General features: G+C 72.5%; 21 protein-coding genes. 10 read left to right on the plus strand and 11 right to left on the minus strand.

Features of this window, described 5'->3' with window-relative positions; genetic code table 11:
- Positions 1 to 19 precede the first annotated feature (19 nt).
- Positions 20 to 787, plus strand: a complete 768-nt coding sequence (locus ACH41F_RS31335; RefSeq protein ID WP_391237003.1) for a VTT domain-containing protein — start codon at positions 20 to 22, stop codon at positions 785 to 787.
- A 45-nt stretch (positions 788 to 832) separates the two neighbouring features.
- Here the strand turns inward: ACH41F_RS31335 and ACH41F_RS31340 are convergent, their stop codons facing one another.
- Entirely contained in the window at positions 833 to 2,002 is a 1,170-nt protein-coding gene (locus ACH41F_RS31340) for a thiolase family protein (RefSeq protein ID WP_398838492.1), read from the minus strand.
- A 112-nt stretch (positions 2,003 to 2,114) separates the two neighbouring features.
- Here ACH41F_RS31340 and ACH41F_RS31345 point away from each other — a divergent pair, with 112 nt between their 5' ends.
- On the plus strand, positions 2,115 to 2,585 hold the full coding sequence (locus tag ACH41F_RS31345) for a winged helix-turn-helix transcriptional regulator (RefSeq protein ID WP_391237009.1): 471 nt from the start codon (positions 2,115 to 2,117) through the stop codon (positions 2,583 to 2,585).
- Between the two features lie 100 nt (positions 2,586 to 2,685).
- Here the strand turns inward: ACH41F_RS31345 and ACH41F_RS31350 are convergent, their stop codons facing one another.
- The 3 genes from ACH41F_RS31350 to ACH41F_RS31360 are packed head-to-tail and all read right to left on the minus strand — an operon-like array spanning position 2,686 to position 5,452.
- Positions 2,686 to 3,393, minus strand: coding sequence for a cupin domain-containing protein (locus ACH41F_RS31350; protein ID WP_391237012.1), 708 nt, complete (start codon positions 3,391 to 3,393; stop codon positions 2,686 to 2,688).
- Positions 3,387 to 4,313: a DUF6807 family protein gene (locus ACH41F_RS31355; protein WP_391237015.1), complete on the minus strand. Its 927-nt coding sequence runs from the start codon at positions 4,311 to 4,313 to the stop codon at positions 3,387 to 3,389. The genes ACH41F_RS31350 and ACH41F_RS31355 overlap by 7 nt, the downstream gene beginning before the upstream one ends.
- Positions 4,310 to 5,452, minus strand: coding sequence for a Gfo/Idh/MocA family oxidoreductase (locus ACH41F_RS31360; RefSeq protein ID WP_391237018.1), 1,143 nt, complete (start codon positions 5,450 to 5,452; stop codon positions 4,310 to 4,312). Before ACH41F_RS31360 ends, ACH41F_RS31355 begins: the two co-directional genes overlap by 4 nt.
- Positions 5,453 to 5,722: 270 nt before the next feature.
- On the opposite strand from ACH41F_RS31360, the gene ACH41F_RS31365 reads away from it, so the two are divergent.
- Together ACH41F_RS31365 and ACH41F_RS31370 are read left to right on the plus strand one after the other, a co-directional pair.
- On the plus strand, positions 5,723 to 6,598 hold the full coding sequence (locus ACH41F_RS31365) for an undecaprenyl-diphosphate phosphatase (RefSeq protein WP_391237021.1): 876 nt from the start codon (positions 5,723 to 5,725) through the stop codon (positions 6,596 to 6,598).
- Between the two features lie 144 nt (positions 6,599 to 6,742).
- Entirely contained in the window at positions 6,743 to 6,922 is a 180-nt protein-coding gene (locus ACH41F_RS31370; RefSeq protein WP_391237024.1) for a hypothetical protein, read from the plus strand.
- A 16-nt stretch (positions 6,923 to 6,938) separates the two neighbouring features.
- On the opposite strand, the gene ACH41F_RS31375 is transcribed toward ACH41F_RS31370, so the two are convergent.
- A complete protein-coding gene (locus ACH41F_RS31375; protein ID WP_398838496.1) occupies positions 6,939 to 7,637 on the minus strand; it encodes a hypothetical protein in 699 nt (232 codons plus the stop codon).
- Between the two features lie 43 nt (positions 7,638 to 7,680).
- Here ACH41F_RS31375 and ACH41F_RS31380 point away from each other — a divergent pair, with 43 nt between their 5' ends.
- From ACH41F_RS31380 to lnt, 3 genes are all read left to right on the plus strand, one after another.
- Positions 7,681 to 8,250, plus strand: coding sequence for a chloramphenicol phosphotransferase CPT family protein (locus ACH41F_RS31380; protein WP_398838498.1), 570 nt, complete (start codon positions 7,681 to 7,683; stop codon positions 8,248 to 8,250).
- A 475-nt stretch (positions 8,251 to 8,725) separates the two neighbouring features.
- A complete protein-coding gene (locus tag ACH41F_RS31385) occupies positions 8,726 to 9,199 on the plus strand; it encodes a nuclear transport factor 2 family protein (RefSeq protein WP_398838500.1) in 474 nt (157 codons plus the stop codon).
- An 80-nt stretch (positions 9,200 to 9,279) separates the two neighbouring features.
- On the plus strand, positions 9,280 to 10,845 hold the full coding sequence (gene lnt / locus ACH41F_RS31390) for an apolipoprotein N-acyltransferase (RefSeq protein WP_398838502.1): 1,566 nt from the start codon (positions 9,280 to 9,282) through the stop codon (positions 10,843 to 10,845).
- Here lnt and ACH41F_RS31395 read toward each other — a convergent pair.
- Both ACH41F_RS31395 and ACH41F_RS31400 read right to left on the minus strand, forming a co-directional pair.
- Positions 10,769 to 11,674 (minus strand): Gfo/Idh/MocA family oxidoreductase, encoded by a 906-nt coding sequence (locus ACH41F_RS31395; protein WP_391237038.1) that lies wholly within the window; start codon positions 11,672 to 11,674, stop codon positions 10,769 to 10,771. The genes lnt and ACH41F_RS31395 overlap by 77 nt on opposite strands.
- 8 nt (positions 11,675 to 11,682) lie before the next feature.
- The gene (locus ACH41F_RS31400) at positions 11,683 to 12,864 is read right to left on the minus strand and encodes an FAD-dependent monooxygenase (RefSeq protein ID WP_398838505.1); all 1,182 of its coding nucleotides are present in this window, start codon (positions 12,862 to 12,864) and stop codon (positions 11,683 to 11,685) included.
- 96 nt (positions 12,865 to 12,960) lie between these two features.
- Here ACH41F_RS31400 and ACH41F_RS31405 point away from each other — a divergent pair, with 96 nt between their 5' ends.
- From ACH41F_RS31405 to ACH41F_RS31415, 3 genes are all read left to right on the plus strand, one after another.
- Positions 12,961 to 13,560, plus strand: a complete 600-nt coding sequence (locus ACH41F_RS31405) for a TetR/AcrR family transcriptional regulator (RefSeq protein WP_398838507.1) — start codon at positions 12,961 to 12,963, stop codon at positions 13,558 to 13,560.
- 43 nt (positions 13,561 to 13,603) lie between these two features.
- Complete coding sequence (locus ACH41F_RS31410; protein WP_391237047.1) at positions 13,604 to 14,116, plus strand: DUF664 domain-containing protein; 513 nt, start codon at positions 13,604 to 13,606, stop codon at positions 14,114 to 14,116.
- Positions 14,117 to 14,267: 151 nt separating this feature from the next.
- On the plus strand, positions 14,268 to 14,720 hold the full coding sequence (locus ACH41F_RS31415; protein ID WP_398838509.1) for a hypothetical protein: 453 nt from the start codon (positions 14,268 to 14,270) through the stop codon (positions 14,718 to 14,720).
- A gap of 49 nt (positions 14,721 to 14,769) precedes the next feature.
- Here ACH41F_RS31415 and ACH41F_RS31420 read toward each other — a convergent pair whose 3' ends face one another.
- The 4 genes from ACH41F_RS31420 to ACH41F_RS31435 all read right to left on the minus strand — a co-directional run bounded on the left by ACH41F_RS31420 (position 14,770) and on the right by ACH41F_RS31435 (position 18,742).
- A complete protein-coding gene (locus ACH41F_RS31420; protein ID WP_398838511.1) occupies positions 14,770 to 15,291 on the minus strand; it encodes a hypothetical protein in 522 nt (173 codons plus the stop codon).
- 111 nt (positions 15,292 to 15,402) lie between these two features.
- On the minus strand, positions 15,403 to 16,086 hold the full coding sequence (locus tag ACH41F_RS31425) for a uracil-DNA glycosylase (RefSeq protein ID WP_391237056.1): 684 nt from the start codon (positions 16,084 to 16,086) through the stop codon (positions 15,403 to 15,405).
- Between the two features lie 120 nt (positions 16,087 to 16,206).
- The gene (locus ACH41F_RS31430) at positions 16,207 to 17,757 is read right to left on the minus strand and encodes an ABC transporter substrate-binding protein (protein WP_391237059.1); all 1,551 of its coding nucleotides are present in this window, start codon (positions 17,755 to 17,757) and stop codon (positions 16,207 to 16,209) included.
- Positions 17,758 to 17,980: 223 nt separating this feature from the next.
- Positions 17,981 to 18,742, minus strand: a complete 762-nt coding sequence (locus ACH41F_RS31435) for a glucose 1-dehydrogenase (protein ID WP_391237062.1) — start codon at positions 18,740 to 18,742, stop codon at positions 17,981 to 17,983.
- Positions 18,743 to 18,747 lie beyond the last annotated feature (5 nt).

The following is an 18,747-nucleotide window of genomic DNA, read 5'->3' on the forward strand; positions in this document are numbered from 1 at the left end:
GGTCGGTTAGTGTCACCGAATGCTCGATGCCACCACCCGCTCTGGGGGCACCGCCACTGCCGCTCCCCCGGCCGCCGCCTCGCAGCTCGCCCTCGCCGCTCCCGTCCCGGTCGGTCTCGCCGCCCGCTGCTCCAGAGTGCTGCTCTCGCCCTGGTCGCGGTTGTCCCTGCTCGTCGCGCTGCTCGTGGCGGCCGGCACGAGTGTGCTGCTGCTCGAGCCACAGCGGCTGCTGGCGGACGGCTGGCCGCCCCAGCTCGGCGGCGCCGCGGCGGCGCTGGTGTTCGCGGTGGCGTACGGCGTGTGCACGGTGGCGTTCGTGCCGCGGCCGCTGCTGAACCTCGCGGCGGGCGCGCTCTTCGGCTGGCAGATCGGGCTCGGCGCCGCCGTCGCGGGCACCGTGCTGGGCGCGGGCATCTCGTTCACGCTGGGCCGGGTGCTGGGCCAGGACGCCCTGCGGCCGCTGCTGCGGGGCCGCTGGCTGAAGGCGGCTGACGGCCAGCTCAGCCGGCACGGCTTCCGGTCGATGCTGGCGGTCCGGCTGTTCCCCGGCGTGCCGTTCGCCGCCGCCAACTACTGTGCCGCCGTCTCCCGGATGGGGTACGTCCCGTTCCTGCTGGCGACGGCGCTCGGCTCGATCCCGAACACCGCCGCGTACGTCGTCGCGGGCGCCCGCGCCTCGACACCGACCTCCCCGGCGTTCCTGATCGCCATGGCGGCGATCGCGGTACCGGCGCTGGCCGGGGCCGTGGTGGCGTGGCGCAAGCGTCACCAGCTGCGGAACCGCTGAGTTTTACGGCCGAGTTCCACGGCCGGCGGGGGCGCTCGCCGACTCCTACACGCTCTCCAGGATCATCGCGTTGGCCAGGCCACCGGCCTCGCACATGGTCTGGAGCGCGTACCGCGCGCCGCGTTCGCGCATGGCGTGCACGAGGGTGGTCGTCAGACGGGTGCCGCTCGCCCCGAGGGGGTGCCCGATCGCGATGGCGCCGCCGTGCACGTTGACCTTGGCCAGGTCGGCCCCGGTCTCCTGCCGCCAGGCCAGGACCACGCTGGAAAAGGCCTCGTTGACCTCGAACAGGTCGATGTCGTCGAGCGACAGCGAGGCCCTGCGCAGCACCTTCTCCGTGGCCGGTACGACGCCGGTGAGCATGAGCACCGGGTCGGACCCGGTGACGGCGAAACTGTGCAGCCGGGCCAGCGGCCGCAGGCCGAGTCGGGCCGCCGTCTCGCTGGAGGTGATCAGCACGGCCGACGCACCGTCGTTGATCGGGCTCGCGTTGCCCGCGGTGACGTTCCACTCGATCTGCGGGAAACGCTCGGCGAACGCCGGGTCGTAGTAGGCGGGTTTGAGGCCGGCGAGGACCTCGGGCGTGCTGGACGGCCGTACGCACTCGTCCCGCGCGACCCCGTCCAGGGGCGCGACCTCGGCGTCGAGCAGCCCCTGCTCCCAGGCCCGGGCGGCCCTGTGGTGGGAGGACACGGCGAAGGCGTCCATCTGCTCGCGCGTGATCGACCACTTGGCCGCGATGAGCTCGGCGCTGATGCCCTGCGGGACCAGGCCCTCCGGGTAGCGCGCGGCGATGCCGGGGCCGAAGGGGTCCTTGCCGGGGGGCACGTTGGACCACATGGGCACGCGGCTCATCGACTCGACCCCGCAGGCCACGACGAGGTCGTAGGCGCCGGAGATGACGCCCTGGGCCGCGAAGTGCACGGCCTGCTGGGAGGAGCCGCACTGGCGGTCCACGGTGGTCGCCGGGACCGTCTCCGGGAAGCCCGCCGACAGGGCGGCGTAGCGGGTGGTGTTCATGGCCTGCTCGCCGACCTGGTCGACGGTGCCGCCGATGACGTCGTCGATGAGCGCGGGGTCGACCCCGGAGCGCTCGACGAGGGCGCGCAGGGTGTGGGCGAGCAGTTCGACGGGGTGGACGTGGGCGAGGGAGCCGTTGGGCTTGCCCTTGCCTATGGGGGTGCGTACGGCTTCGACGATCACTGCGTCACGCATGGTGCGGGCCTCCACAACGGTCGGGACCATCAGGGCTACCGGTCAGTAGGAAATCTGAACTCACCATAGCCCCGTGAGTTGGAAAATCAAACCCTCCTCTAGAATCGGTGTCATGGCCGCCCCCAAAGACCCGCGCCCCTGTTCCATCGCCGACACCCTGGCGCTCGTCGGCGAGAAGTACTCCCTGCTGGTGCTCCGCGAGGTGTGCCTCGGCAACGGGCGCTTCGACCAGCTCGTGCGCAACATCGGCGCCCCGCGCGACATCCTCGCCACGCGACTGCGCCGGCTCGTCGACGCCGGGATCCTCGTCAAACGTGCCTACAGCGAGCGGCCGCAGCGCTTCGAGTACCGGCCCACGCAGGCGGGACTCGAACTGGAGCCGGTGCTGATCACGCTCATGGCCTGGGGCGACCGCCACCTGCGCACGGACGACGACCGCCCCATGGTCGTCGAGCACGCCTGCGGCAACGAACTGGCCCCGGCCGTCATCTGCGCCACCTGCGGGGACCAGGTCCGCCACGAGGACCTCACGGCCCATCCGCAGGCCCCGGGCTGGACGGTGGCGGGCCCGTCGGCGGCGTGACCACGCGCGTGCGCGCGCCAAGGCTCTGGGCCTTCTCCCGGGACTCGGCGTGCCCCCGCCAGGCACGCACCCGGACGGGGCCTACCGCGCGACGGACGGCTCAGGCATCCCGATAGACGTCCAGCCGCCCGCACATCCCGAACTTCCCGTGCTCCAACGGCTGTTCCGACCGCACGACGGCCTCGGCGAGATGGGAGAGGTCACCGCGCTCCAGCCGGTCGAGCTGCTCCCCCGTCGCCGCCGCGGCCGCCGCGGCACCGGCCCGCCAGCGTTCCCGCCACTGCGCGAGCCGTGGCCGGACGAGCGCGGCGGCGGCGCGATGGAAGTCGGCCAGCCCCTCGGGGGCGTCCCGCAGGACCCGGTAGCCCTCCAGGGCCAGGTCGCGGCGGGCCCGCGCGATCCGGGCCCGCTCCCGCTCGGGCGCGTCCGCGGGGACGGCGGTGACGGCGGCGTACCTCTCCGGGTCGGCGAGATACTCGGGCGGCAGCGTGAGCACCGCGTCGCCCGCCTCCGGCAGCCCGCTGTTCTGCATGAGGACCGTGATGCGCAACGCGTCCTCGTTGACCAGCCGGTGGACGGTGCCCGGCGTGAAGCGGGCGACCGTGCCGGGCACGAGCGGCGTGACCTCGTACCCGGAGGTGGTGAGGGTCTGTACCGAACCCCGGCCGCCGGTGACGACGTACGCCTCCGAACAGGTCAGGTGCATATGGGGTGTGCCGCCGCGGACGCCGTCGGCGGCGGGCCAGTCGTAGACGCACAGGTGCGACACGGCGACGCCGCCGGGCAGCCCGTCGAAGGCGGTCACCACGGGTGGGTTTGGAGGTACGTGGCGATCTCCTCCCGCTCCCAGGAGCCGTCGGCGACGACGACACGGTAGCGGCGGGTGAGGGTGTCGCCCGGGGCGAGTTCGAGCTCCTCGTAGAAGGCCCAGGAGGGGGCCACGCCGGCGAAGGGCTCGTTGCGGACGAACCAGTGGGCCGGATGGGCGCCCTCGGCGCCGAGGTGGTCGTTCTCCGGGGCGTGCTCGAAGACCACGGTGGCGTGGCCGTCCGTGCCGTCGTGCTCACCGGAGAGGGCCAGCCAGGGCGCCTGCCGGCCCAGCATCGCGGGGCCCTCGGCGTCCGGCGCGATGATCCGTCCGCCGCGGAAGGCGCGCGGGCCGCGCCAGAACAGGCCGGTGTATCCGGCCAGTTCGCGTCCGGCGGTGGTCGGGCTGCCGAAGACCAGCGGCTCCTCGCGCCGGTTGGTGACGGCACTGGTCCAGGTCAACGCCCAGGAGCCGGACTCCTCGTCGACGTCGTGGACCTCGATCCGGCGCTCCTCGTCGGCCCACAGCTCGCCGCTGTACGGGTGCCAGGTCAGCCGCTCGGCGATGACGGCCCGGTCGCCCTCGGCGCGGACCTCGTCGAAGCCGGCGTGGGCCATCGAGCCGACCCGCTCGGGGATCTCGAGGTAACCCTCGCCGTGCACGTAGGAGTTGCCGCCCCACAGGTTGGCGCCCGACAGGTGCGAGGCCGTCAGGGACAGCCCTTTGTGCCAGCGGTGGTCGTTGGGCCGGTAGTCGGTGACGACGTCACCGGCCAGCGTCCGCAGCGGGTGGATGTACGGCTTGGGCGCCTCCCAGGCCGCCTCCGGCGCGTAGACGTAGGACAGCAGCTCCACACCGGTGCCCGGGTCGGTGACGGTGACGCGGTCGCCGTGCGCGTGGACGATGCGCAGCCCGGTCATACGGGCACCTCCTCGCTGACGACGGGGGCCCAGCCGGGCGCGTTCCCGTGCATGGCCGTGTAGAACGGGTCCCCGGGGCCGATCTCGCCCGCCCTGACCGTGACGTCGGTGAAAGCCGACTTGTACAGCGCGGCGATCAGCTCCAGGCTGCCCCGCCCGTCGGCCCCGCTGCTGCGCGGCCGCTGCCCGGCACGCATGCTCGCGACCAGCTCCCGCAGCTGCTCCAGGTGCGAGCTGGGCACGTCCGGGCCGAAGTCCCGCCAGGCGGCGACCTCGTCGTCCGGTACCCCGGGCGCCGGGGTGATGGTCCAGTTGGCGTTGGAGTGGCCGTACAGGTGGGTGAGCTCCACGGTCGCGCGCTCGCAGTCGACGCGGATGCGGCTGACCTCGTCGGGGCTCAGCACGCTGTTGACGACCGTCGCCATGGCGCCGTTGCCGAAGCGGAGCAGGGCGGTGGAGACGTCCTCGCTCTCGACGTCGTGCACGAGCCGTCCGGCCATGGCGCGCACCTCGCTCCACGGGCCCAGCAGGTCCAGCATGAGGTCCATCTGATGGATGCCGTGGCCCATCGCGGGCCCGCCGCCCTCGGTCGCCCACCGGCCGCGCCAGGGCACGGCGTAGTAGGCGGTGTCCCGGTACCAGGTGGTCTGGCAGTGCGCGACGAGCGGCCGCCCGAGGGCCCCCGAGTCGAGCAGGCGGCGCACGTGCCGGGTGCCGGAACCGAAGCGGTGCTGGAAGACGATCGAGGCGTACGGACCGCCCTCGCTCTCCTCGGACTCCACGGCGTCGAAGTCGGCCAGGGTCGGCACCGGCGGCTTCTCGCACCACACCCAGGCCCCGGCGCGCAGCGCGGCGACGGTCTGGTCTCGGTGCAGGGTCGGCGGGGTGCAGATGCTGACGAGGTCGGGGCGCTGCTCGTGGAGCATGCGGTCCAGGTCGGTGTAGGCGTGCGGGACACCGCCCGCCGTACAGAACTCCTCGACGGCCCTGGCATCGATGTCAACGGCGGCGACCACCTCGACCTCGCCCTCCGCGGCGAGCGCGGCGAGGGCGGCCAGATGGGAGCCGCGGGCGATGGCGCCGGTACCGATGACGGCGGCCCGGATGCGGCGGCCGTCGTAGGGAGTGGTGGGTGACATGGGCGTGATCAGCACTCCTCGAACGAACGGCAGACAGCGCCGACACCTGCCGAATGAGCAGCAAGCGCTTTCCTCCGCAGCAACCTAAGCGGCCGGACCCTGGCCGGTCAACAGCCCGCACGCCCTGCTCACGGACGCCCCACGGGCACCCTGTGGCGGGCCTGTCACCCGGGGCCGCTAGGCTGCCCTCCGCACCTTTGATCACCGCGGCCGGACGGCTCGGTGCGCCCGCCTCTCCTCCCACGATCAGCGCTTGGACCTTCCACCGTCATGTCTTGGTTTGAATCCTTCATCCTCGGACTCGTCCAGGGGCTGACCGAGTTCCTCCCCGTGTCCTCCAGCGCGCATCTGCGCCTGACGGCGGCCTTCGCCCAGTGGGACGACCCGGGCGCCGCCTTCACCGCGATCACGCAGATCGGCACCGAGGCGGCCGTGCTGATCTACTTCCGCAAGGACATCGGGCGGATCATCTCGGCCTGGTGCCGCTCCCTGGTGAACAAGGAGATGCGCCGCGACCACGACGCCCAGATGGGCTGGCTGGTGATCGTCGGCTCGATCCCGATCGGCCTGCTCGGCGTGACCCTCAAGGACCAGATCGAGGGGCCGTTCCGCGATCTGCGGATCACCGCGACCATGCTGATCGTCGTGGGCATCGTCATCGGCATCGCCGACCGCCTGGCGGCCCGCGACGAGAGCGGCGGCAGGCACCGCGCGCCCAAGCAGCGCAAGTCGCTGGAGAACCTGGGCGTCCGGGACGGCCTGATCTTCGGCCTCTGCCAGGCCTGCGCCCTCGTCCCGGGCGTCTCCCGCTCCGGCGCCACCATCAGCGGCGGCCTCTTCATGGGGTACAAGCGCGAGGCCGCGGCCCGCTACTCCTTCCTTCTCGCCATCCCCGCGGTACTCGCCTCCGGGCTCTTCGAGACCAAGGACGCGATGGAGGGCGGGCACGTGGACTGGCCTCCGACGATCTTCGCCACGATCATCGCGTTCGTGGTCGGATATGCCGTCATCGCATGGTTCATGAAGTTCATCTCGACCAAGAGCTTCATGCCGTTCGTCTGGTACCGCATCGCGCTCGGCATCGTGATCATCCTGCTGGTGACGTTCGGCGGCCTCAGCCCGCACGCGGCGGAGTCGGCCGGCTGACGTTCCCCGTCGCGGAACGTTCCCAGCACTTCACCGCGGCGGCGAATCCCACACGTTCGCACAGTGAACCCCGTGACCCATCACATACGGTGTGTGTAGCCGTTTGGTAGCGGAGTGTCAGTTCCTGCCCTTAGGCTTGTCCGCATGTCCCCCGATTCCATGGCCTCTGGTTCCGTGCGGTCTGCCGGCGAGTTAAACGAGCAGATCCGTGCGCTGTGGCTGCGGTCAGGCGGCTCCCTGTCGACCCAGGAGCGCGAGGAGTACGAGCGGCTGGTGGTCGAGTGGGCGGCGGCGATCCGCAGCAGCGTCATCGAGGCGGCCTGACACCGGGACCGGCGACTCAGTCGTTGACGGCGCCGTGGTGGAGGACGCCGTCCCGGGGCAGCAGGTAGCCCATCCCCCGCTTCTCGGGCAGCGTGCCGCCCACCTCCGCGGCGTCGGTGAGCCCGGAGACGTTCCAGCCGATCACCGCGAGGCTGAACGGCGCCTCACGGAACGCCGCGATGCCGATGCCGGCCAGCCAGTCGTCCGCCTCGGCGGACCGGATGAACGGCCCCTCCTGGAACGCGACACCGGCCCGCTCCAGCGTCCCCGGGGACACCCCGAAGGCCACCCAGTCGCTGCCGCTGTCGTCGCGGCCACCACCGCCGTCGCCGCCGACGCCGTCCCGGTCACCGTCGCCGTCGCGGCCTCCTCGACCACCACCGCCATCGCCGCCCTCACCGCCCTCACCGCCCTCACCGCCCTCGGTATCGTCGCGGACCGCCATGACGGTGCACGCGACCAGCCGCCCCGAGGGAAGCCGCACCCGGCCGAAGAGCCACCCGAACTCCTTCAGCGAGGCGACCGTGCACGGCACGGGGTCCTGCTCCTCCGGCTCCCGGTCCCCGTACCCGTAGCACTCCTGCGCGCCGGCCGCGGCCCACAGCGCGCTCAGCACGGCCTGGACCGCGGCATCGTCGGTCGAACCGACCTCGACGGCCAGCTCGTAGAGGCCCTCGCCCCAGAACTGGTGGCGGAAGGAAGCGGCGTGCGTCATGGTCCGCATCATCCCCCACCCGGTGGCCCCCTAGGATCCACCCATGGAGCACCTCGACAGCGTCCCCCCGCGCCAGGGGCTCGTCATCTTCCTGAACGGCACCTCCAGTTCCGGCAAGTCCAGCATCGCGACCGAGCTGCTGTCGGTCCTCGACGAACCCTGCTTCTACCTGCCGGTGGACGCGTTCCACGCGATGCGGTCCGGCGCGGCCGTGCCGCCGGAGCGGCTGGCCACCGTGCTGCACCGCACCTGGCGGGGCTTCCACCGCGCCGTCGCGGGGATGGCGGCCGCGGGCAACGACGTCGTCGTCGACCATGTGCTGAGCGCCGAGTGGCGGCTCCGGGACTGTCTGTCGCTGTTCCCGCCCCGGCACGTGGTGCTGGTCGGCGTGCACTGTCCGCCGGAGGAGCTGGCCCGCCGCGAGCATGAGCGGGGCGACCGGCCGCCGGGGCTCGCGGCCCGCCAGCTGGAGCAGGTGCACGCCCACGGGATCTACGACGTCGAGTGCGACACGAGCCTCGCGCCCCCGCGTGAATGCGCCCTGCGCATCAAGGAGTTCCTCGCCGACCGTCCGACACCGACGGCGTTCGAGCGACTGCGCGAGGCCCTCTGAGGCGGATCACGCGTCCAGCACGTCACAGGCCTCACGGAGACACCGCCCCGGCGGACGTCCCCGACGCGCCCGGTCGGGCGACGTCACCCAGAGGCAGGACCGCTTCGGCCACGCCGGCGAGGAGTTCCGCCTCCCGGACGGCCCCGAGGCGGCGTCCTCCGCGCGCGGGGCGCCGTGACCCGGTCGGGACTCCCTCCCACGCACCGCACCGCACCGGGCATCCTGAGCCCCGACGGGACTCCCTCCACACGGGGCGCTGTGAGCCCTGAAGGGGCCCCAGGCATCGGACGCCGTGAACCAGTCGGACCCCGAGGGGACCCCTCCACAGCACCGGGCACCCTGAGCCGCCACGCGGACGCGCCTCGTCGCAGCAGCAGGCGCCCCGGCCCCTCCCCGCACCGCAGGCCCCCGCGCAGCCACCGAATGTCGCCGCACGCCTCTTGGCCCCGCTCGTCCCATGCCCAACACTGAGCCGATGACGCAGCGTGTGGAGCTCGCCACCGTGATGGACCGGCTGGCCGTAGACGAGCTGATCACCGACTACGCCGTCGCGGTCGACGACGGCGACTGGGAGGGGTACCGAGGGCTGTTCACCCCGGACGGACGCGCGGACTACCGCTCGGCCGGCGGGGTCGAGGGGGACGCCGGGCAGATCGCCGCGTGGCTGGCCGAGAACCTGCGGTTGTTCTCGATGCGGCAGCATCTGATCGTCAACCGGCGCGTCACCTTCGGCCGGTGGGACCATGACACGGGCGACACGGCCGGTGTGCAGGCCGACTACGTCAACCCGATGCGTCTGGCCCCGGAGGGCGAGGTCTCCGCCCCCGACTTCGTCTGCGGCGGCCGGTACGCCTTCGAGCTGCTGCGCACCGAGGACGGCTGGCGGCTGCGCGAGGTCGTCGTACGGGAGAAGTGGCGCCGCCTCCCCGCCCCCGGATCGCGCGCGTGATCCACTGATCCGACGCCCGCTGTCCCCGGTACCCCCGCACCAGGCACACTGAGGGACGCACGGGGTAGGGAGACGTGGTGATGAAGACGTTCGACCACTTGCCCGCCTCCTCGTGGCGGCGGTCCGCCCTCGCCGCGCTGGTCGGCGCCCTGCCCGTGCTCGCCTTCCCGGAACCGTCCCTGTGGTGGTTCGCCTACGTCGCCCTCGTGCCCTGGATCGCGCTGATCCGCTCGGCGCCGACGGGCCGGAGGGCGGCGTACGACGGCTGGTCCGGCGGGTTCGGCTTCATGCTGGCGATGCACCACTGGCTGGTGCCGAGCCTGCATGTGTTCACCTTCGTCATCGCCGCCCTGCTCGGGGCGCTCTGGGCGCCGTGGGGCGCCCTGGTGCGGCACTTCCTCGCCGGGACTCCCCCGCGCGCCCGGGTCGCCGGCGCCCTGCTGGTGCTGCCCTCGGGGTGGCTGCTGGTGGAACTGGTCCGTTCCTGGCAGGGGCTCGGCGGGCCGTGGGGCGTGCTCGGTGCCAGTCAGTGGGAGGTGGAACCGGCGCTGAGGCTGGCCTCGGTGGGCGGGGTGTGGCTGATCAGCTTCCTGATGGTGGCGGTGAACGTGGCGGTCGCCGTGCTGGTGACGGTGCGGCGGTCGCGGGTGCCCGCCCTGGCCGGTCTTCTCGCCACGGCCGCGGTCACCTCGGCGGCCTGGATGTGGTCGCCCCGCCCGCACCCGGACGGCCAGGTGCGGATCGCCGTCGTGCAGGCGGGCGTGATCGACGGACCCGACCGGCGGTTCGCCCGCGAGGAGGCGCTCACCCGCCGGCTCGCCGGGCAGGGCGTCGACCTGGTCGTGTGGGGCGAGAGCAGCGTCGGCTTCGACCTCGGCGAGCGGCGGGACCTCGCCCGCAGGCTCGCCGGGCTCTCCGCCGAGACCGGCGCCGACATCCTGGTCAACGTGGACGCCCGGCGCTCGGACAAGCCCGGCATCTACAAGAGTTCGGTGCTGGTCGGCCCCGACGGGCTCACCGGTGACCGCTACGACAAGATGCGACTGGTGCCCTTCGGCGAGTACATCCCGTTCCGCTCGCTGCTCGGCTGGGCGACCTCGGTCGGCAAGGCGGCCGGCGAGGACCGGCGCAACGGCAGCGAGCAGGTCGTGATGGACGTCGGGAACGGCCTGCGGGTCGGTCCGATGGTCTGCTTCGAGTCCGCCTTCCCCGACATGAGCCGCCATCTGGCCGACAGCGGTGCCCAGGTGCTGATCGCCCAGTCCTCGACGTCCTCGTTCCAGCACAGCTGGGCCCCCGAGCAGCACGCCTCCCTGGCCGCGCTGCGGGCCGCCGAGACGGGCCGCCCTATGGTGCACGCCACGCTGACCGGTGTCTCCGCGGTCTACGGCGCCGAGGGGCAGCGCGTCGGCTCGTGGCTCGGCACCGACGCGAGCACCACGGCCGTGTACCAGGTGCCGCTGGCCACGGGCGTCACCCCGTACGTCCGCTTCGGCGACTGGGTGACCCGCGTGGCGCTGCTGGTGGTGGCCGGCTGGTGCGCCGGGCAGGGCCTGAGGGCGCTGCGGCTCAGGCGTGCCGCTCCTGAACCGCGCGTACCACCCGCTCGCACAGCTCATGGGTCGCCAGCGCGTCCCGGGCGCTGAGCACCTTTCCCGCCCGCACCGCGTCGAGGAAGGCCGTGACGACCTGCTCGATGCCGCGCTGCCGGGCCACCGGCACCCAGTCCCCGCGGCGCCGCACGGTCGGCTGCCCCTTGTGGTCGACGATCTCGGCGAGGTTGACCACCTGGCGCTTGGTGTCCTGCCCGGACACCTCCAGGATCTCCTCGGCGGAGCCGCTGAGCCGGTTCATCACCCCGAGCGCGGTGAAGCCGTCGCCGGAGAGCTGGAGCACCACGTGGTGCAGCAGTCCGTCCTGGAGGCGGCCACGGACGGTGACGTCGTCCACCGGGCCCGGCGCGAGGAAGCGCAGGGTGTCGACGACGTGGATGAAGTCGTCGAGGATCATCGACCGGGGCTCCTCGGGCAGCCCGATCCGGTTCTTCTGCATGAGGATCAGCTCGCGCGGGTGGTCGGCGCACTGGGCGTACCCGGGCGCGTAGCGTCGGTTGAACCCGACCGCGAGGGACACCCCGCGCTCCTCGGCGAGCGCCACCATCCGCTCGGAGTCGGCGAGTTCGTACGCCAGCGGCTTGTCGACGTAGGTCGCAACGCCCGCGTCGAGGAGCCGCGTCACGATCTCCGGGTGCACGGCGGTGGGCGCGTGCACGAAGGCGGCGTCGAGCCCCTGGGCGAGGAGCGAGTCGAGGTCGTGGTGGCGCTGTGCGTCGGGCAGGTGCAGCCCGTCGGCGACCCGGGCGAGGGTGGCGGGCGTACGGGTCTGGAGGTGGAGTTCGACCCCGGGCAGGCCGCCGAGCACCGGCAGATAGGCCTTCTGGGCGATGTCCCCGAGTCCGATGCAGCCGACCTTCATTGCTTCCCCTACCGTTCGCCCGCGCCTGACAGGACCGAAGCATACGGCCGCTGCGGAGGCCGCCAGTCGGCGATGCCGTCGAGTCCGCGCAGGACAAGGGCGGGTCCGGCCAGGGAGAGCGCGGTGATCGCGGTGTCGCGTACGGCGGCGAGGGCGCGGTTGGGCGTCATGTTGAGGCGTGCGACGCGGACGGCCTGGCGGGCGACGGCGCTGGTACGGGGCAGGCGGGCCGCCGAGTAGGCGGGAAGGTCGGCCTGGTGGTGGGCGAGGACGACCGCGTCCTCGATCGCCAGGTTGCCGCCCTGGCCGAGGGTCGGGGGCATGGCGTGGGCGGCGTCGCCGAGGAGGGCGACCCGGCCGCGGTGGAAGGCGGGCAGGGGTTCGGCGAGGTGGTGGACGTCGTGGCGCAGGACGTCCACGGGCCGGGTGGCGGCGAGCACGGCGGGGATCGGGTCGTGCCAGTCGCCGTAGCGGCGGACAAGTTCGGCCCGTTCGTCCGCGGCCCGCTCCCCCGCGGGTGCCAGGGCCGCGGCGTAGGCGTAGACCCGTCCGTCCTTGAGCGGGTGGGTGCCCCAGATCCGTCCCCGCCCCCAGGTCTCGTGCGGGGCGAACTCCGTGCCGGGCACGGGGATCACCACCCGCCAGGTGGTGAAACCGGAGTAGACCGCGCCGGGGTGATCGGGGAACAGCGCGCGGCGTACGGCGGAGCGGATGCCGTCGGCGGCCACGACCAGGTCGGCCTCCAGCTCGCCGTCGGGGGTGCGCACACGGGCCGGGCGGCGGGTGTCGCCGGGGTCGAGGAGGGTGGTCTCGGCGGCGGTGCGGACGGTGTCCGGCGGGAGGAGCGCGGCGAGGCTGTTGACGAGGGTGGCGCGGTGCAGCAGGACGAGCGGGCCACCGAAGCGCTCGGCCGCTGCGGCGGCGCTGGAGCGGGAGAGCCAGCGTCCGCGCGGGGTGCGCAGTCCCCCGTCGCCCGACCAGGCGGCGAGGTCGCGGATCTCGTCGCCGATGCCGAGGACGTCCAGGGCGCGCAGGGCGTTGGGTGACAGGGAGATGGCGGCGCCGACCGGTTCCAGGGAGCGGGCCCGCTCCAGGACGGTGACGCGCCGGCCGCTCAGGTGCAGGGCGGCGGCCGCGGTCAGGCCGCCTATGCCGCCGCCGATGACGATCACACGCGGGGGCTGTGCCATGGGTGCTCCTCGGGTCGGGAGACCGGCGAACTACAGGTGTAGTTCGAGGTTGGCTCGACTGTACTACAGCTGTAGTACGGCGGGTAGGTTGAGCTCATGTCCGCACGCACCGCACCCTCCGCACCCGCCCATCGCGCCGACCTCGTCGCCGACACCGCCCTCGCCCTGCTCGCCGAGCGCGGGATGCGCGGTCTCACGCACCGGGCGGTCGACGAGGCCGCGGAGCTGCCGCAGGGGTCCACCTCGAATCTCGCCCGCACCCGGCAGGCGCTGCTGGAACTGGCAGTGCGGCGGCTCGCGGACCGTGAGGCGAAGGTGCTGGGGCTGCACGCGATGCCCGAGCCGGGGACCGACCTCGACGTCGTGGCGCACGCGCTCGCCCTGGCGACGCACCGCGCCCTGACCCACCACCGCGACCTCAGCCTCGCCCGCTACGAACTGGCCCTGGAGGCCACCCGCCGCCCCGAGCTGCGGGCCTACTTCGACGCGACGGGCGCCCGCTTCCGCGACCAGCTCTCGGTCCTCGTCACCGCGATGGGCTCGACCGCCCCGGAACGGCATGTGCTGTCGCTGGTGGCCTGGGCGGACGGGCTGATGTTCTCCTGCGTCGCCGGCTCGTTCGGCAACCGGGTGCCGGGCCTCGACGAGGTGCGGGCGGGGCTGCGGGAACTGCTCGACGGGATGCTGCGCCCGTGAAAACGCCTGGCGGGAACCCGGTCGGCCGGGACACGATGCGAGCATGACCACACAGCGCACCGAACCGCCCGCGACCGCCGACGAACGCACCATGCTGGAGGGCTGGCTGGACTACCACCGGCAGACCCTGGCCTGGAAGTGCGAGGGCCTGACCGACGCCCAGCTGCGCACCGCCGCCGTGGAACCGTCCGAGCTGTCCCTGATGGGGCTGGTACGGCATCTGGCGGAGTGCGAGCGCGGCTGGTTCCGCACGGTGCTGGCCGACGACGACCAGGGGCCGATCTACTACAGCGACGAGGACCCGGACGGCGAGTTCCATCTCACCGAGGCGGACACCTGGGCGGAGGCGTACGCCACCTGGCAGGCGGAGATCGACGTGGCGCGGGCGAACGCGGCCCGCTTCGGCCTGGACGACCTGTCCGCGGGCAAGCACCGGCGCACCGGCGAGCGCTTCAACCTCCGGTGGATCTACACCCACATGATCGAGGAGTACGCCCGCCACAACGGCCACGCCGACCTGATCCGCGAGCGTCTCGACGGCGCGAAGGGCGACTGACGTCAGCCTCGCGGCGGGACCACCCTCCGTACGGGGCCGGAGATCACCCGTGCGGGGCAACCTCCGCTTGTCCGCTGTCCCAAACCCGGCGCGACCCAGCAGAGTTGCGCGGGTGCATCGAACGACGACAACGGCAACGCTCCTGGTCACCGTGGCTGTCTCGGCCCTCTCCGGCTGTGTGACGGTCCAGCACCCCTCCGTCGCGCCGGGGCCGCCGGTGGCGCCGACCCAGCCGTCGGCGCCGCGACCCGACGGCCGGGCGGAGCCCCAGGTGGTGCAGGCACCGGCCCAGGAGGCCCTGCAACTCATCGAGTCGTCCCGGAAGTCGAGACGCGGCACTCCCGCCCCGACGCAGGCGCCCCCCTCCGCCGCGGCACCGGCGCCGGAGCAGCCGGCGCCCCGCTCCCAGCCGCACCCCCGACCGGACCGCCCCCAGGACCGGCGCCCGGAGGTCCCCCGGCCGGAGCGACCGCGCGTGGAGCTGCCCGACGTGGCCGAGCAGATGCCGAAGAACCCCGACGTCTGCAAGCTCGGCAAGCAGTACGGGGCGTGGCGCAAGGGCAGCCCGGAGGCGGTCATCTGCGAGCGGACGTACGGCCGCTAGGGGCCCTCTCGCCCGGTCTTCCGTGCCCCCTCCAGCAGCCCCCGACCTCTCACGGCCGCTGGCGCGGCGGCCCCCACCCTCCGGCGTCGGAGGGGCCGCCCTCGCCGAGCCGTAGCTCCAGTCGGCTGATCGCGGCCCGCACCCCGTCGCCGTAGCTGTCCTCGCCGAGCGACTCGGCCGCGCCGCGCGCCCGGCGCAGATGGGTGCGGGCGGCGTCGGAGCGGCCGAGCTTCACATAGTCGGCGGCCAGGTTCAGATGCAGCGAGGGGTACAGCGCGCGCACCGCGAGCGCTCCCTCGCGCTCGGCGAGGCGGCCGTCGCTGAGTTCCTCGGCCGCCGTCAACGCCCTCAGGTCCCAGGCGAGTTCGTCGAAGGGGTCGTCATGGGTGTCGGCCATGTAGTGGGCGAGGGTGCAGCGGTGCAGCGGGTCGCCGTCCTCCCCGATCTCCGCCCACAGGTCCAGGAAACGGTGCCGGGCCTCCTCGCGGTCCCCCGCGTGATACAGCATGACGACCTGCCCGATCCGCGTCATCACGGCATCCGGCGCCGTCTGCTCCTGTCGCTCCGCCACCGCGTCCTCCGGGCCACTCGTCGGTCGATACCACCCGACGCTAACGGCCGCCGCCGGCAATCCCGGTCAGGCGGCACCGGGCCGGTCCGACGGGGACCGGCCCGGCGGTGGTCAGCCCAGGTTCGGGATCGTCCAGTCGATGGGTTCGTGGCCCTGGCGGGCGACCGCCTCGTTGATCTGCGTGAACGGGCGGGAGCCGAAGAACTTCTTCGCCGACAGCGGTGAGGGGTGCGCGCCCTTGACCACGACATGCCGTGTCTCGTCGATCAGGGGGAGCTTCTTCTGGGCGTAGTTGCCCCACAGCACGAAGACCGCCGGGTCGGGCCGGTCGGCGACCGCGCGGATGACCGCGTCGGTGAACTTCTCCCACCCCTTGCCCTTGTGCGAGTTCGCCTCGCCGGACCGGACGGTGAGCACCGCGTTGAGCAGCAGGACGCCCTGCTGGGCCCACGGCATCAGATAGCCGTTGTCGGGCACCTCCAGGCCCAGCTCGTCCTTCATCTCCTTGTAGATGTTCCGCAGGGAGGGCGGGGTCTTCACGCCGGGGCGCACCGAGAAGCACAGCCCGTGCCCCTGGCCCTCGCCGTGGTACGGGTCCTGGCCGAGGACGAGGACCTTCACCCGGTCGTACGGCGTCGCGTCCAGCGCGGCGAAGACCTCCTCGCGCGGCGGAAAGACGGGACCCTTCGCCCGCTCCTCCTCGACGAACTCGGTCAGCTCCTTGAAGTAGGGCTGCTGGAGCTCGTCGCCCAGGACCCCGCGCCAGGACTCGGGCAGCATGGCGATGTCGGTCACGTCAACTTCCTCACGGTGTGCGGTGACCGCCGCGCGGCCACGTCAGGTCTCGGAAACCTTCAGGCCTCAGAACCTACAGGCGACCACTGACAGCGGCCCCCGCACCCGGGAAAGTCCGTGCTACCAGCTGGTCTTGCGGTACAGCTCGCCCATCAGCATGATCGTCGACGGGTCCAGCGCGCGTTCGCCGCCGGCAATGTCGTCGCTCGCGGCCACGTACTGGCGGCCCTGCCACAGCGGCAGCAGCCGGGCGTCGTCGACGAGGATCTGCTGGGCCTCCTCGAACTCCGTCTCGACGCTGCTGCGGTCGCTCTCGCTGCGGGAGCGCGGCAGCAGGTCCGCGGTGATCTTGGTGGCGGGGTAGGGCGTGCCGAGCGCGTTCTGGTTGCCGACGAACGGGGCGATGAAGTTGTCGGCGTCGGGGAAGTCGGGGAACCAACCGCGGCCGAACACCGGGTACTCGCCGTTCTGGTAGCCCGTCACGTACGTCTTCCAGGGGCGGCTCTTCAGGGTGATCCTGAACAGGCCGGAGCCCTCCAGCTGCCGCTTGAGCTCCTCGAACTCGGCCTTGGTGGCGGAGCCGTAGCGGTCGGTGGTGTACCAGAACTCCAGCGGGACGGTCCGGGTGATGCCCGCCTCGGTGAGGATCTTCTTCGCCTTGGCGGCACTGGGGTTGCCGAAGTCGTCGAAGAAACCGGTGGTGTGGCCGGTCAGGCCCTTGGGGACCATCGAGTACAGCGGCTCGACGGTGTCCTTGTAGACCTTGTGCGCGATGGCCCCGCGGTCGACGACCTGGGCGATGGCCCGGCGGACCGCGGGGTTGCCGGCCCAGGTGTCCTTCGGGTTGAACACCAGGTAGTTGATCTCGGTGCCGGAGCCCTCGATGAGCTGGAGCTCGTCGTCGGCCTGCTGCCGGTCCAGCTCGACGATGTCCTCGGCGCCGAGACCGCGGAAGGCGACGTCGAGCGAGCCGTCGCGCAGGCCCTCGACCATCGGCGCGGAGTCCTTGAAGTAGCGGATGGTCACCGCGTCGTTCTTGCGCTCGGCGGACCCGTCGTAGGAGTCGTTCTTGACGAGTTCGGCCTGGGAGTCGCTGTACGACTGGAGGGTGTACGGACCGGAGCCGACGACGCCGTCGTCCTTGCGCAGCGATCCGGCCGGGTAGTCGCCGGGGTCGACGATCGACATGGCGGGCGTGGCGAGCACGAACGGGAAGGTGGCGTCGGGCTTGTTGAGGTGGAAGACGATCTCGCGGTCGCCCAGTACCTGGACCCGGTCGAGGCTGCCCAGCAGGCCGGCGGGGCCGCCGTTGACGTTGATCTTGCCGATGCGGTCGATGGAGTACTTGACGGCCTGCGCGTCGAGCGGGTCGCCGTCGGAGAACGTCAGGCCCTTGCGCAGTTCGCAGCGGTAGGCGGTGTTCGAGGAGTCGGTGAACGCGCAGCTCTCGGCGGCGTCCGGCTGGGGCGTGGTGGCGCCGTAGGGGTAGCTGAGCAGCGTCTGGTAGATGTTCCGGAACAGCTCCCAGGAGCTGTCCCAGGACGCGGCGGGGTCCAGGGTGCTCGGGGCGCTGGTCGTCCCCACGACGATCGGGCCGCCCTCGTCCGACGAGTCCGACGACAGGACGCCACATCCGGCCACCAGCGACGATATGGATGCGAAGGCCGCCATCCGCCGAAGGCCTCTGTTCCGGTTGAACACGCGCACGCTCCTCGAGCTGCCATACCAAGGGTTGGCAGACCATACCGCAGCTTCACGCGCCCTGAACCGGGCCCTGCCGTCGGGTTCCCGGCCCCCCTCTGCGTGACGACGTTGTCAACGGCCTGTGCGGGTCCTGAGCATGGAGACGGGCGCCACCGGTGTCCGGTGGCGCCCGTGTTCCACGCGGCGGAGGTCAGCCGACGCCGGCGTTGAGGAAGATGCCGCCGTCGACGACGAGCGTCTGACCGGTGATCCAGTCGGACTGCGCGGAGGTGAGGAACGCGGCGGCGCCGCCGATGTCGGACGGTACGCCGAGCCGGCCCAGCGGGTAGGACGCGGCGGCCTCGGCCTCCCGGCCCTCGTACAGCGCCTGCGCGAACTTGGTCTTCACGACCGCCGGGGCGATCGCGTTGACCCGCACCTTGGGCGCGAACTCGTGGGCGAGCTGCGCGGTCAGGTTGATCATGGCGGCCTTGCTGACGCCGTACGCGGCGATGAAGGGCGAGGGCGCGACGCCCGCGACGGAGGCGATGTTGACGATCGCGCCGCCGTTGTCCTTCTGCCAGGCGTGCCAGGTCTTCTGGGCGAAGCCGAGCGCCGAGATCACGTTGGTCTCGAACACCTTGCGGGCGACGTTCAGGTCGAGGTCGGCGATCGGGCCGAACACCGGGTTGGTTCCGGCGTTGTTGACCAGGTAGTCCACGCGGCCGAAGGCCTCCATGGCACGCTCGACGACGACGGCCTGGTGGGCCTCGTCGTGAGCCTTGCCGGGGACGCCGATGACACGGTCGGCGCCGAGCTGCTCGACGGCCTCCTTCAGGGCGTCCTCGCCCCGGCCGGTGATGACGACGCGGTCGCCGCGGGCGACGAGGGCCTCGGCGATGCCGTAGCCGATGCCGCGGCTGGCGCCGGTGACGAGGGCGACCTTGCCGGAGAGCTCAGGAAGTTCAGTCATGTCCG

This window comes from Streptomyces sp. NPDC020489, assembly GCF_044386545.1.
In the GTDB taxonomy this organism is placed as follows: Bacteria; Actinomycetota; Actinomycetes; order Streptomycetales; family Streptomycetaceae; genus Streptomyces.